Origin of the sequence: Kineococcus endophyticus (assembly GCF_040796495.1) — a bacterium.
Lineage (GTDB): Bacteria > Actinomycetota > Actinomycetes > Actinomycetales > Kineococcaceae > Kineococcus > Kineococcus endophyticus.
This window is the reverse complement of the sequence record NZ_JBFNQN010000004.1, coordinates 1-11,665: the sequence shown is the minus strand read 5'-3', so window position 1 is coordinate 11,665 and position 11,665 is coordinate 1. Positions and strand designations below refer to the sequence as shown.

The window sequence follows — 11,665 nt, the reverse complement described above, 5'->3', positions numbered from 1 at the left end:
TCCTCGGTCGGTGACCGCCCCCCGCCTCCCCGTCTGGGCCCACCGCCTCGAGGTGACCGGCTGGGCCCTGCTGACGGGCAGCACCGTCGTCCTGGCCATCGGGTACGGCCACGACCGGGAGTGGATCCGGGCCGCCCTGGCGGTCGCGGCCTTCGGCGTCGCCGTGCGTGGACTGCGGAGAGTTCTCCGGCGCGGGCCCTCCACCGCGGACGAGCAGCGCCGCAGGGTGTCCCGCGCCGCCGCTCTGGAGTGGCCCGCCGAGCGGCTCCTGGGCCTCGCCCGGGACCGGGGAGTGGACATCGGGACCCGCGACGACCGGGTCGCACTCATCAAGGCCCTCCGCACGGCCGACCCGCGGCTGAGCCTGCTGGACGCGAAGAACCTGGTCGACGGCCTCGACACCCGGGGCCCCGGAGGAAACCCGCTGTCCGGTGGCCCGACGAGTTCCTAGGGTGGCGGGGTGTCGAGCATCCTCAGCGTCAACGTCGGCGAGCGCCGGGCCATCGCGGCGAAGTCGGGCACGAGCGGCATCGACAAGCGCCCCGTCGACGGGCCGGTGGAGGTGCGGGCACCGGGCCCCAAGGGGGTCGGCGGCAGCGGGCTCGTGGGCGACCACATCAGCGACACCGCCAACCACGGCGGTGACGACCAGGCCGTCTACGCCTACGCCCGGGAGGACCTCGACGCCTGGGAGCGGGAACTGGGTCGCCCGTTGGCGAACGGCACCTTCGGCGAGAACCTGACGACCGCGGGGATCGACGTCACCGGGGCGGTGATCGGCGAACACTGGGTGGTCGGCGACGTCGTCCTGCAGGTCTCGTGCCCGCGGATCCCGTGCGTGACGTTCGCGGTGTGGCTCGGCGAGCAGAAGTGGGTACCGCGCTTCACACGGGCCCGGGTGCCGGGGGCGTACCTGCGGGTCCTGAACCCGGGCACGCTCACCGGCGGCTCCCCCGTCCGCGTCGTCGACGTGCCCGCGCACGGCGTCACCGTCGCGACGGCGTTCGCCGCCTTCACGACCGAACCCGCGCTGCTGCCGTTGCTGCGCGACGTCCCCGAACTGCCCCGCGAGGACGCCGAGGCGGTCGAGCAGCGGCTGGAGCGCGGCTGACGGGCCGGTCTCAGTCGGACCGCGGCGGCAGGTCCTCCCGCGCCGGCCACGGCGGAGGCTCGTGGAGGGTTCCGGGGGCGGAGTGGTCGAGCTTCCGCGACGCCCTCGCCCGGCGCGGCGCCCGCACCGGGAACACCCGCTCGACACGCGGGGCCGCACCTCCAGGCGCTGGGGACACGCGGTGCACGTGGTCGGGTGGCCCCGGGGTGTCGGCGCCGGTCCACGTCCGCACCGTCCAGGCGCCGTCGTCGGTGGCGGTGATGTCGTTGCGCCACGGCTCCCCACGAACGACGCCCCGTGCGCGCAGCACCGCCTGCACGGCGTCCAGGGCCTCCTCGGCGCTGAGCGGCTCCATCCCCCCACACTGCCCGCCGACCGGTCCCGGGGAAACCGTGCCAGACCGATGAGTTCCCCGGGTCCGGACGGTCCACCCGGCATGCACACGACCCTGCGCCACGACCCGACGGTCGAGGACCGTCCCGCCGTCCCCTACCTCGGCTCCCGACGAACCGTCACCATGACGTCGATGCACCTGGTGGCCGACCGCATCTCCGGCCTCGTCGACGTCGTCCTCGCGCACGACGTGGTCCCGACGGGGCCCGTGCTCCTGCGCTACGAGGTCATCGACATGGCGCACGAGATGGTCGTCGTGGCGGGGGTCCCCGTCCCCGAGGACGCGCTCGACCTGGCCGCCCGCGTCGACGACGTGCACCGGGACGTCCTGCCCGCCGGGCGCTACGTCACGGTCGTCCACCGCGGCCACCCGGACACCCTCGTCGGGGCCACCGCGGACCTGCTGGCCTGGACGCAGGCCCAGGGCCTGCGGTTCGACGTCCGTCCCTCCCCCGAGGGCGAGGTGTGGGGGTGCCGGGTGGATCACTACCTCACCGACCCGGCGGAGGAACCGCGGATGGACCTGTGGGACACCGAACTGGCGTTCCGGTTGGCCGACTGACCGACCTCAGGCGCCCTGGCCCTGCAGCAGGCCCGCCGGCCCCACGACGCGGTTGCGGCCGCCGCGCTTGGCGTCGTAGAGCCGCTCGTCGGCGCGCGCCATGAGGTCCGACCAGGTCGAGCACGACTCCTCGGTGCTCGCGAAACCGATGCTGACGGTCACGGGCAGACCCGTGGTGCAGCCGTACCAGTCGTGCGCGGCGACGAGACCGCGCAACGTCTCGGCCGACGCCACGACGGATCCGGCGGCCCAGCCGTCCCAGACGACGACGAACTCCTCCCCGCCCAGGCGCGCGACGAACTTCCCGGGGGAACCGACGACGTACTCGGTGAGCAGGTGGCCCAGGTCGCGCAGGACGGCGTCGCCGGCGTCGTGGGAACGTTCGTCGTTGATGCGCTTGAAGTGGTCGAGGTCGACGATGGCGACCGCCACCGGCCCGGGACCCTCCAGCACCTCGCGGACGTGGTCCTCCACGGCGCGGCGGTTGGGCAGGCCGGTGAGGGAGTCGGTGAACGCGAGCGTCCGGAACCGGTCGCGGTCGCGGCGGGCCGTGACGGCGTCGAACTGGGCCTGCGCGAGCATCGCACGGGCCGCGTCCTGCCGACCCTGCAACCGCACGTGCTCGTCGTGGAAGCGCACGTGGGCGCGGTAGGCCCCCTCCCAGTCCCCCTGCGCCGCACGGTAGGTCGCGTCCGCCTCCTCCACGTCGGCGAGGACGCCCGGCAGGTGCCGCTCGGTCCCGACGGTGCGGGCGAGGTGGAGCTGTTCGAGCGCCTCCTGGGGGCGGCCGAGGCCGATGAGGATGCGGAACGCCGTGAGCCGGACGATGGGCTCGTGGTCGGCGCCGACGTCGGGGGTTCCCGGCAGGAACGCGTGGCTGATGGTGTCCCAGGCGTCCTCGAGCCGCCCGGCGCGCATCTCGATCGTGGCGATCGTGTCCAGGTCGGCGCTGCGCAACCGCAGGCCGTTCTGGAGGGACACCCGCCGCATCCGGCCGGCCAGCCGCACGGCCTCGTCGACGAACCCGCGGTCCACGTGGTCCCACGCGGCGTTGTTGAGGGCGAAGAGCTCGAGCCAGTGGTCGTCCTCGGTCGCCGCGATGGCCAGGACCTCGGCGATGACGTTCTCGTAGGAGTCGGTGGAGCGGTCCAGGACGACGCTCAGGCCCAGCAGGTGCTCGGCCCGCAGCCAGGCGGGGGCGTCCGGAGGCAGCTCCTCCAGGGACCGCACACCGTGCCAGCGCGCCTCGGCGAGGTCACCGGCCTGCAGGTGCATGAGGGAGCGGATGTAGTGGGTGCGCGCGAGGAGCTCACCGTCGCCGGACTCCTCGGCGACGCGCAGCGCCGCGGTCACGATCGTGCTCGCCTGGTCCAGCGCCCCCGCCGAGCACGCGACGTCGGCGCGGACGAGGGTCGCGCGGGCGGCCGTCACCAGGTCCCCGACCGCGAGGGCCTGCTCCTCGAGGTCGGTGGCGTGGGGCACCTGCTCCAGCAGGTCGTACCCGCGGGATCGCTCGAGAGCGCGCACCTGGTCCAGGAGCGCGCTCCCCACCGGCGGACGCGTCATCTAGAACACATCGGCGGCGGCGGGCGGACCCTTGAGGAAGATCACCCGCCCGCCGCGTCGTGCCTCACCAGCGGTGGTGCACGTGCTCCGCGACGAGGTCGCGGTAGACCTCCTCGACGGCGTCGAGCTGCGCCGCGGTGGGCGCGGGGAGGTCCGCCGCCGCGGCGTTGCCGCGCGCCTGCTCGGGCGAGCGGGCGCCGGGGATGACGACGCTGACGCCGGGCTGCTCGACGATCCACCGCAGCGTGAAGGCCGCGAGCGGCGTGTCCCCGGCGACCTGCGCGAGGCGCTTCGCCGCGGCGACCCCGGCGTGCAGCGGGACGCCCGCGAAGGTCTCCCCCACGTCGAAGCTCTCACCGTTGCGGTTGAAGTTGCGGTGGTCGTCGGCGGGGAACGTCGTCGACTCGTCGATGCGCCCGGTCAGCAGCCCGGAGGCGAGCGGGACGCGGACGACGACACCGACCCCGGCTTCGGCGGCGGCCGGCAGGAACTCCGTCACCGGCTTCAGGCGCAGGGGGTTGAGGATGATCTGGACGCTCGCGACGTGCGGGCGGGCGACCGCGGCCAGGCCCTCGGCGACCGTCTCCACCGACACCCCGTAGGCGCGGGTGCGGCCCTCCTGCACCAGGGTGTCGAGCGCGTCGAACACGGCGTCGGTGTGGAGGACGTCGCTCGGCGGGCAGTGCAGCTGGACGAGGTCGAGCGTGTCGACGCCCAGGTTCTCGCGGCTGCGGTCGTTCCAGGCGCGGAACGCGTCGAGCGTGTAGGCCTCGGCGACGTGCGGGTCGGCGCGCCGGCCCATCTTCGTCGCGACGACGACGCCCTCCGGTGCGGTCGGCAGGAAGCGCCCGAGCAGCTGCTCGCTGCGGCCGTCGCCGTAGACGTCCGCGGTGTCGAAGAACGTGACGCCCGCGTCGGCCGCGGCCTGCAACGTCCCGAGCGCGGCGTCCTCGTCGACCGTCCCCCAGCTGCCGCCGATCTGCCAGCAACCCATCCCGACGACGCCGACGTCGCGGCCCGTCCTGCCCAGTGTCCTCGTCTGCACGTCCCGACCCTACGAGGGCTCACGCCGGGTCGCGCGACCACTCCACCAGGGCGGGGACGCAGCGGTCGGCGAAGTCGGCGTAGTCGTCGAGGGTGTTGTACGCGTGGGCGGACAGCCGCAGGAACGCCTCGTCGCCGAAGGCCGTGAACGCGCACTCGACGGAGAACTCGGCCAGGACCCGGTCGCGCAGCGCGTTCCCCCCACCGGGGCCGAACCCGAGCCGGCCCGGCAGCCGGACGAGCCGGAACGGGACCGCCGGGGTTCCGACCTCGACGCGGTGGTCCTGCCCCGTCCGGGCCGCGAACGCGTCCGCGACGAGGTCCGCGGCGCGTTCGACGAGCTCGGAGGCGTCGGCGCGGACGCGTTCCCAGCCGATCTCGCGCTCGACCGCGTCGAGGGCGTCGGGGGCGGCGAGCCAGCTCGTGAAGTCCTGCGTTCCCTGCTCGTCGAAGTTCGCCGGGTACGGTTTCCCGACGCCCCACGAGTCGACGAGCGGGTCGAGTTCTCCGCGCAGCGGACCGCGGGCGACGAGCACCCCCGAACCCCGCGGCGCGCAGCCGAACTTGTGCAGGTTCCCGACCCACACGTCGCAGTCGACGCCCGCGAGGGGATCGTCGAGCATGAGCGGGACGTGCGCGCCGTCGACGAGGACGGGGATGCCGCGGGCCCGAGCCGCGGCGCTCACCCGGTCCACCGGGAGGAACCGGCCCGTCGGGGACGTGACGTGGTCGACGACGACGAGGACCGTCCGGTCGGAGAACTCCGCGGTGACCGCCTCGGCCGCCTCCTGCGGGCCGGCCGCCAGCGGGACGTGCGCCGTCCGCACCGTGCACCCCCAGCGCCGCGCGAAGCGCTGCGCGCCCATCGTCACCGCGCCGTACCCGTGGTCGGTGACGACGACCTCGCCACCGGCCTCGGCCCGCAACGAGGAGAACACGACCGTCGCGCCGGCGCTGGCGTTGGGCACGAACGCGAGGTCGTCCGCGTCGACCCGCAGGTGCGGCGCGACGCGCTCCCGCGCCGCCGCGATGCGGTCGGGAACCCCGACGAACCAGCGCACCGGCGCGCCCTCCATGAGGTCGCGGTACGCGCTCTGCGCGTCGAGCGCGGGCTGCGGGACGGCGCCGAACGAGCCGTGGTTGAGGTGCCGGACGGACGGGTCGAGGGCCCAGGTGAGCGTCACGGTGCGCATCCAACCAGGCCCGGCGCGGGGAACACGGGTCCGGTCAGAGGCGCAGGAGGCCCGCGACGCGGAGGACGGCCGTGCCGGCCTCGTCGGAGGCGTCGAGGTCCACCTCGGCGACGATCCCCCAGTCGCGGTCGCCGGCCGGGTCCTCCAGGACCTGCCGCACGTACCAGTTCCGGGCGGAACCCTTCGGGTCCGGGCCGGACCCGTCGTCGACCTGCAGCAGGTGCGGGCCGCGCGCGTCGGGGCCGGTCCCGATCGTCTCGTGCTCCTCGTAGTACGCGTCGAGCTGGTCGGCCCACGTGTCCTCGTCGGGGGACCCGTCGAGCGCGGCGAGGGCGGCGGGGCGGTCCAGGGCGCACAGCTCGACGAACCGGAACATCCCGTTGCGCACCAGGACGCGGAAGGCGCGCGCGTTGGCGGTGACGGGCGGGGCCTCGTCCTCCTGCGGCGCGACGACGTTCTCCACCTCGGCGACGTCGACGCCGTCGCGCAGCGCCTCCCACTCGGCGAGGAGCGAGGAGTCGGTCTGCCGCACCACTTCCCCGAGCCACTCGACGAGGTCGGTGAGCTCCTCGGTGCGGGCGTCGTCGGGGACGGTCTGCTTGAGCGCCTTGTAGGCGTCGGACAGGTACCGCAGGACGAGGCCCTCGGAACGGGCGAGCTGGTAGTACGCGACGTAGTCGCCGAACGTCATGGCCCGCTCGTACATGTCGCGCACGACGGACTTGGGGCGCACCTCGTAGTCGCCGACCCAGGGGTTCCCGGACCGGTACGTCTCGTACGCCGCGCGCAGTTCCTCGGCCAGCGGCTGCGGCCACTCGACGTCCTCGAGGAGTTCCATGCGCTCCTCGTACTCGATGCCGTCGGCCTTCATGCGCTGCACCGCATCGCCCTTGGCCTTCGACTTCTGGGCCAGCAGCACCTTCATCGGTTCGTCGAGCGTCGCCTCGATGACGGACACGACGTCGAGCGCGTACGTCGGTGACGCGGGGTCCAGCAGGTCGTCGACGACGGCGAGCGCGAACGGCGACAGCGGCTGGTTGAGGGCGAAGTCGAGCTGCAGGTCGGCGACGAGCCGCACCTGCCGGCCGTCGGCCAGGGGTTCGGGCAGCGTCTCCACGATGCCGGCGTCGAGCAGCGCGCGGAACAGCTCCACGGCGCGGCGGACGTGCTTGAGCTGGTTCTTGCGGGGTTCGTGGTTGTCCAGCAGCAGGTGCCGCGCGGCCTCCACGGGGTTCCCCGGCCGCTGCAGGACGTTCAGCAGCATCGAGGTGGTCACCCGGAAGTGGGAGGTGAGCTGCTCGGGTTCCCCCGTGACGAGCTTGTCCATCGTCTGCTGCGACCAGGAGATGAAACCCTCCGGCGCCTTGACCCGCTGGACGCGCTTCTGCTTCTTCGGGTCGTCCCCGGCCTTGGCGACGCGGCGCGCGTTCTCGACCTCGTGCTCGGGGGCCTGCACGACGACGGTACCGGCGGTGTCGAACCCGGCGCGGCCGGCGCGGCCGGCGATCTGGTGGAACTCCCGCACCCGGTAGTGCCGGTTGCGGCGGCCGTCGAACTTCGTCAGCCCCCCGAACAGCACGGTGCGGATGGGGACGTTGATCCCGACGCCGAGCGTGTCGGTGCCGCAGATCACCTTGAGCAGCCCGGCCTGGGCCAGCGTCTCCACGAGCCGGCGGTACTTGGGCAGCATCCCGGCGTGGTGGACGCCGACGCCCATCCGCAGCAACCGGGACAGGACCTTGCCGAACCCGGCGGCGAACCGGAACGCGCCGATGGCCTCGGCGATGGCGTCGCGCTGCTCTCGGGTGGCGATCTTCGCGCTCGTGAGGGCCTGCGCCTGCTCGACGGCCGCGGCCTGCGTGGAGTGCACGACGTAGACGGGGGCGCGGTCGGTCTGGAGGAGTTCCTCGACCGTCTCCTGCAGCGGCGTCGTGGCGTAGGAGTAGTGCAGCGGGACGGGCCGTTCCACCGACGTCACGAGCGCGGTCGCGCGGCCCGTGCGGCGGCTGAGGTCGTCGCGCAGCGCGGTGACGTCGCCGAGGGTCGCGGACATCAGGAGGAACTGCGCCTGCGGCAGCTCGATCAGCGGGACCTGCCAGGCCCAGCCGCGGTCGGGGTCGGCGTAGAAGTGGAACTCGTCCATGACGACCTGGCCGACGTCGGCGAAGGCGCCCGAGCGCAGCGCGAGGTTCGCGAGGACCTCGGCGGTGCAGCAGACGATCGGCGCGCCCGGGTTCACGGACGCGTCGCCCGTCATCATCCCGACGTTCTGCGCGCCGAAGACCTCGATGAGGGCGAAGAACTTCTCGCTCACCAGCGCCTTGAGCGGCGCCGTGTAGAACGAGCGGATCCCCGCCGCGAGCGCCGCGGCGTGGGCGCCGGCGGCGACGAGGGACTTGCCGGACCCGGTGGGGGTGGCGAGCACGACGTTGGCCCCGGAGACCACCTCGAGCAGCGCCTCCTCCTGCGCGGGGTAGAGCGCGATGCCGCGACCGCTGACCCACTCGGTGAAGGCCTCCAGGACGGCGTCGGGGTCGGCGGCCGTGCCGTCGGTCGGGGTGGGCAGGAGCTCGGGGAGCGTGGGCGCGAGGGTCGTCATGGCCCTCCCATGCTCCCACCGGGGGACGTGCATCACCCGGACGCACCAACCGCGGGGCCTCAAGGGTCCTCTCCGGCCGACCGAAGCCCACAGTGCTTCTAGAAGTCATCTAGTCATGGAGGTGGTCCCGGTGGTCGTCGTCCCCGTCGCTCCGCGGGCCTCCGCCCGGCGCACGCTGCGTCCCGTGGGCCGAGCCCTGCTGACGACCGTCCAGGTCGGTCTGCTGCTCTTCGCCACGACGCTGGTGTGCGCGCACCTCGTCACCGGCCTGACGCTGCACGCGGTCCTGTCCGACTCGATGAAGCCCAGCTTCGCCGCCGGCGACCACCTCGTGACCGTCGAGCGCGACGCCCTGTCGCTGCGGGCCGGGCAGGTGCCGCTGCTGACCTTCGCCGACGGCACCACCCGCGCCCACCGCATCCTCCAGGTCCTGCCCGAACGCGGCATCGTCCGCGTCCTGACCCGTGGTGACGCCAACACCGCGACCGACCTGTGGACGTCGATCGACGCCGAGGCACCGGTCCCCGTGGTCCTCGCGACGGCACCCGCCGTGCCCGCCCCCGTCACCGCCGCCGTGGCCGCCCTGCACGCCAACCCCCTGCCCGCGGCCCTGGCCATCGGCCTCGGCGGACTGGGGCTGACGGCGTGGGCCGTCCGCCGGCAGTACGTGCGGCTGCGCGACTGCACCTGCGAGCGCTGCCGCGACCGGCACGCCCCCCAGCACCTCGACCCCGCCCTGCACACCGAGGAGATCCGATGAGCCGCAAGCAGACCGCGACCGGCGCCGCCCGTCACGCGGGCGTGCTCAAGACCGTCGCCGGCATCGCCGCCACCGCGGTCGCCGGCATCGCCATCACGTCCAGCGGGGTCTACGCCCTGCTCAAGGCGGAAGCCTTCAACAGCACCGCCGAGCAGGTCAGCGCCGGAACCCTGCTGCTGACCCTCGGCTCCAGCGGCAGCAGCGTCGGTTTCTCGCAGGCCATCGCGAACCTCGCCCCCGGGGACGTCGCGACGCGCTTCGTCCAGGTCGCCAACACCGGGACGCTCGACGGCGCCAACCTGAACCTCGCCCTGTCGGACCAGTCCACGGTGACCGCCTTGACCACCGACGCGGTGAAGGGCCTGCAGGTCACCGTCCAGTCCTGCACGGTCGCCTGGACGTGGACGCCGTCCGGCACGCCGGCGTGCAGCGGGACGGCCGGCGCCGCCATCGCCCAGCCGGCCGCGACCTTCAAGGCGACCGCTCAAACCCTGGCGCCCACCTTCGCCGCGGGCGGCACGCAGTACTACAAGGTGTCCCTCGGCCTGCCCGCGAGCATCTCCGAGGTGTCGACCAACGGTGTCGTGGCACCGGGGTCCGTCCAGGGCCTGTCGTCCTCGCTGCGGTGGACCTTCACCATGGACCAGCGCGCGTCCGTCTCGCTCAACAGCTGAGCCGTCGGTGGCCGCCACCCGCCGACGGTGGGCGGCCGCCGCCGGTGTGGTGCTCGCCTTCCTCGGCGCCGCACCGGCGTCGGCCGCCCCGAACGCCCGCGCGCACAACACGACGGCCCAGGTCGTCGGCGTGGCCACCTGGTCGGTCGTCGTCGTGCCGGGCACGTCCCCGGCGACCGGTCCGACCGCGGCCGTCCCCTTCAGCGTCACGGTACTGACCCCCGCCTACCTGACGTTGACGAACACCGGGTCGGTCGTGCCCGGGTCCATGACCCTCACGGCGGGCGTCGACCTGGACCTCCTGGCGAGCTTGTCGATCTGCCGCGTGCCGTGGGTGCTGGGCAACTGCACCCAAGTGGTCCCGTTCTCCAGCACGAACCCGACCTACACCGCCGGCGGGAGCACGCCACCACCGAGCCCCGGTCAGACTTGGTACCTCAAGGTGAGCGGCCTCCTGGCTACCGGCGTCACACTGCAGGCCCTCGCCACCGCCCCTGCGGCCCGTTCGGTGAACTCGTGAGGTTCACCGTGGTGCGAGAGCGCTCTCTGCGACATCCTGTGCGCTAGGTGGGAGCGTTCACGGGGGGTGGGTCCGATCAGCGACGACGACAGCCTGTCGCGCGAGCACCACGTCCGGCGACGGGCGGAACAGGTGCGGGCGGACCTCGCCGACCTCTGGGGGGACGAACCACCCCCCGGACCGGACCCCGAGATGACGTCGCTCGTCGACAGCCTCGCCCTCGACGACGACCACGGCCGCCAGCTCGGGCTGCTCGTGCAGGGGGACGCCGTCCCCTTCCACGTGCTCGTCCGGTTGATGCTGACGAGCCCGCTGGGGCAGGCCGTGATCCCCGAGCTGCCGGCCTCGGTGCGCGCCCGCATCGACCTCGCCGCCGCGACCGTCGACCCGGTCGGCTTCCGCGCGTGGACGGCGACGCGGGGGTTGCCCCAGACCCCCTCCGGCGCCTTCGCCATGCACCTGTCGCCCGAGGTCGTCGACCTCGACGAACGCGTCAGCGGCCTGCTCGGGTTCCCCTCCCGCCAGCACCGGTTGTCCTGGGACGACACCCTCCGGCACGTCCACCCGGAGGACCAGGAGCGGGTGTCGAAGACGACCCGCGAAGCGTTCGCCAAGGCGTCCTCGCTCAGCCTGCGCTTCCGCGTGCTGCAGTCCGACGGCTCGGTCCGGTGGCTGTCCACGGTCGGGCACGCCCTCACCGGGGAGGACGGCGACACCGAGCAGATCGTCGGTTTCACGATGCCCAGCCCGTAGGTCCGGCAGTCAGGCGATGGAACTCACCGCGCGAACGCGCGGAACGGGTTGCGGACGCAGAGGTCGTCGACGACGTCCGGGCCCACACCCGCCGCCCGCAGCGCCGGCAGGAACGTCGTCGTCAGCTCGGTGAACGGGCGGGGAGCCCCGCCACCCGGCAGGGCCGGGTCGAACCACCCCGCGTCGTGGGAGACCAGCAACCGGTCCCCCTGCCCCGCCGCCAGGCTGCCGAGCACCAGTTCCAGCGTGCGGGTGTCGTCGCCCTGCCCGACGTCGTCGAACTCGATCCACGCACCGCGGTCGACGATCTCCTGCCGCACCGCCGCGTCCCCGACGGTCTGCGTGTGGATGGACAGGAACCGGTCCGGCGGCAGGCCCTCGGCCACGGCGAGGTCGATCTGCCCCAGGACGACCCGCCCGTCCGTCGTGTGCGACCCGACGAGGGCGCCGGTGCGTGCGGCGGGCCCGGCCGCCGCACGCACGACGCGGT

13 protein-coding genes are annotated in these 11,665 nt (G+C 73.7%); 7 read left to right on the top strand and 6 right to left on the bottom strand.

Features of this window, described 5'->3' with window-relative positions; all coding sequences use genetic code 11:
* Window positions 1–10 precede the first annotated feature (10 nt).
* Window positions 11–451, top strand: coding sequence for a hypothetical protein (locus AB1207_RS06085; RefSeq protein ID WP_367636965.1), 441 nt, complete (start codon window positions 11–13; stop codon window positions 449–451).
* Between the two features lie 9 nt (window positions 452–460).
* Window positions 461–1,111, top strand: coding sequence for an MOSC domain-containing protein (locus AB1207_RS06080; RefSeq protein ID WP_437178879.1), 651 nt, complete (start codon window positions 461–463; stop codon window positions 1,109–1,111).
* A gap of 10 nt (window positions 1,112–1,121) precedes the next feature.
* Here AB1207_RS06080 and AB1207_RS06075 read toward each other — a convergent pair whose 3' ends face one another.
* Window positions 1,122–1,466 carry a hypothetical protein gene (locus AB1207_RS06075; RefSeq protein ID WP_367636964.1) on the bottom strand — a complete coding sequence of 115 codons (345 nt, stop codon included), beginning with the start codon at window positions 1,464–1,466 and terminating at the stop codon, window positions 1,122–1,124.
* Between the two features lie 81 nt (window positions 1,467–1,547).
* Here AB1207_RS06075 and AB1207_RS06070 point away from each other — a divergent pair, with 81 nt between their 5' ends.
* Window positions 1,548–2,066: a GyrI-like domain-containing protein gene (locus tag AB1207_RS06070; RefSeq protein ID WP_367636962.1), complete on the top strand. Its 519-nt coding sequence runs from the start codon at window positions 1,548–1,550 to the stop codon at window positions 2,064–2,066.
* 6 nt (window positions 2,067–2,072) lie between these two features.
* Here AB1207_RS06070 and AB1207_RS06065 read toward each other — a convergent pair whose 3' ends face one another.
* The 4 genes from AB1207_RS06065 to AB1207_RS06050 all read right to left on the bottom strand — a co-directional run bounded on the left by AB1207_RS06065 (window position 2,073) and on the right by AB1207_RS06050 (window position 8,468).
* On the bottom strand, window positions 2,073–3,632 hold the full coding sequence (locus AB1207_RS06065; RefSeq protein ID WP_367636961.1) for a diguanylate cyclase: 1,560 nt from the start codon (window positions 3,630–3,632) through the stop codon (window positions 2,073–2,075).
* Between the two features lie 64 nt (window positions 3,633–3,696).
* Window positions 3,697–4,677 carry an aldo/keto reductase gene (locus tag AB1207_RS06060; RefSeq protein WP_367636960.1) on the bottom strand — a complete coding sequence of 327 codons (981 nt, stop codon included), beginning with the start codon at window positions 4,675–4,677 and terminating at the stop codon, window positions 3,697–3,699.
* A gap of 19 nt (window positions 4,678–4,696) precedes the next feature.
* Entirely contained in the window at window positions 4,697–5,869 is a 1,173-nt protein-coding gene (locus AB1207_RS06055) for an aminotransferase class V-fold PLP-dependent enzyme (protein ID WP_437178878.1), read from the bottom strand.
* A gap of 34 nt (window positions 5,870–5,903) precedes the next feature.
* Window positions 5,904–8,468 (bottom strand): DEAD/DEAH box helicase, encoded by a 2,565-nt coding sequence (locus tag AB1207_RS06050; RefSeq protein WP_367636957.1) that lies wholly within the window; start codon window positions 8,466–8,468, stop codon window positions 5,904–5,906.
* 115 nt (window positions 8,469–8,583) lie between these two features.
* Between AB1207_RS06050 and AB1207_RS06045 the strand changes: the two genes are divergently transcribed.
* From AB1207_RS06045 to AB1207_RS06030, 4 genes are all read left to right on the top strand, one after another.
* The gene (locus tag AB1207_RS06045; RefSeq protein WP_367636955.1) at window positions 8,584–9,228 is read left to right on the top strand and encodes a S24/S26 family peptidase; all 645 of its coding nucleotides are present in this window, start codon (window positions 8,584–8,586) and stop codon (window positions 9,226–9,228) included.
* Window positions 9,225–9,902 carry a TasA family protein gene (locus AB1207_RS06040; protein WP_367636953.1) on the top strand — a complete coding sequence of 226 codons (678 nt, stop codon included), beginning with the start codon at window positions 9,225–9,227 and terminating at the stop codon, window positions 9,900–9,902. Before AB1207_RS06045 ends, AB1207_RS06040 begins: the two co-directional genes overlap by 4 nt.
* Before the next feature lie 7 nt (window positions 9,903–9,909).
* Entirely contained in the window at window positions 9,910–10,422 is a 513-nt protein-coding gene (locus tag AB1207_RS06035; RefSeq protein WP_367636952.1) for a hypothetical protein, read from the top strand.
* Window positions 10,423–10,488: 66 nt separating this feature from the next.
* Window positions 10,489–11,175 carry a PAS domain-containing protein gene (locus tag AB1207_RS06030; RefSeq protein ID WP_367636951.1) on the top strand — a complete coding sequence of 229 codons (687 nt, stop codon included), beginning with the start codon at window positions 10,489–10,491 and terminating at the stop codon, window positions 11,173–11,175.
* A gap of 23 nt (window positions 11,176–11,198) precedes the next feature.
* Here the strand turns inward: AB1207_RS06030 and AB1207_RS06025 are convergent.
* Window positions 11,199–11,665, bottom strand: a 467-nt coding sequence (locus AB1207_RS06025; protein WP_496204299.1) for a phosphotriesterase family protein, incomplete at its 5' end; no start/stop codon positions are given.

Bases quoted from the DNA above. Each gene is read 5' to 3' on its own strand.
- AB1207_RS06075 (WP_367636964.1), bottom strand. From the start codon at position 1,466: ATGGAGCCGCTCAGCGCCGAGGAGGCCCTGGACGCCGTGCAGGCGGTG.
- AB1207_RS06070 (WP_367636962.1), top strand. From the start codon at position 1,548: ATGCACACGACCCTGCGCCACGACCCGACGGTCGAGGACCGTCCCGCC.
- AB1207_RS06065 (WP_367636961.1), bottom strand. From the start codon at position 3,632: ATGACGCGTCCGCCGGTGGGGAGCGCGCTCCTGGACCAGGTGCGCGCT.
- AB1207_RS06055 (WP_437178878.1), bottom strand. From the start codon at position 5,869: ATGCGCACCGTGACGCTCACCTGGGCCCTCGACCCGTCCGTCCGGCAC.
- AB1207_RS06050 (WP_367636957.1), bottom strand. From the start codon at position 8,468: ATGACGACCCTCGCGCCCACGCTCCCCGAGCTCCTGCCCACCCCGACC.
- AB1207_RS06045 (WP_367636955.1), top strand. From the start codon at position 8,584: ATGGAGGTGGTCCCGGTGGTCGTCGTCCCCGTCGCTCCGCGGGCCTCC.
- AB1207_RS06040 (WP_367636953.1), top strand. From the start codon at position 9,225: ATGAGCCGCAAGCAGACCGCGACCGGCGCCGCCCGTCACGCGGGCGTG.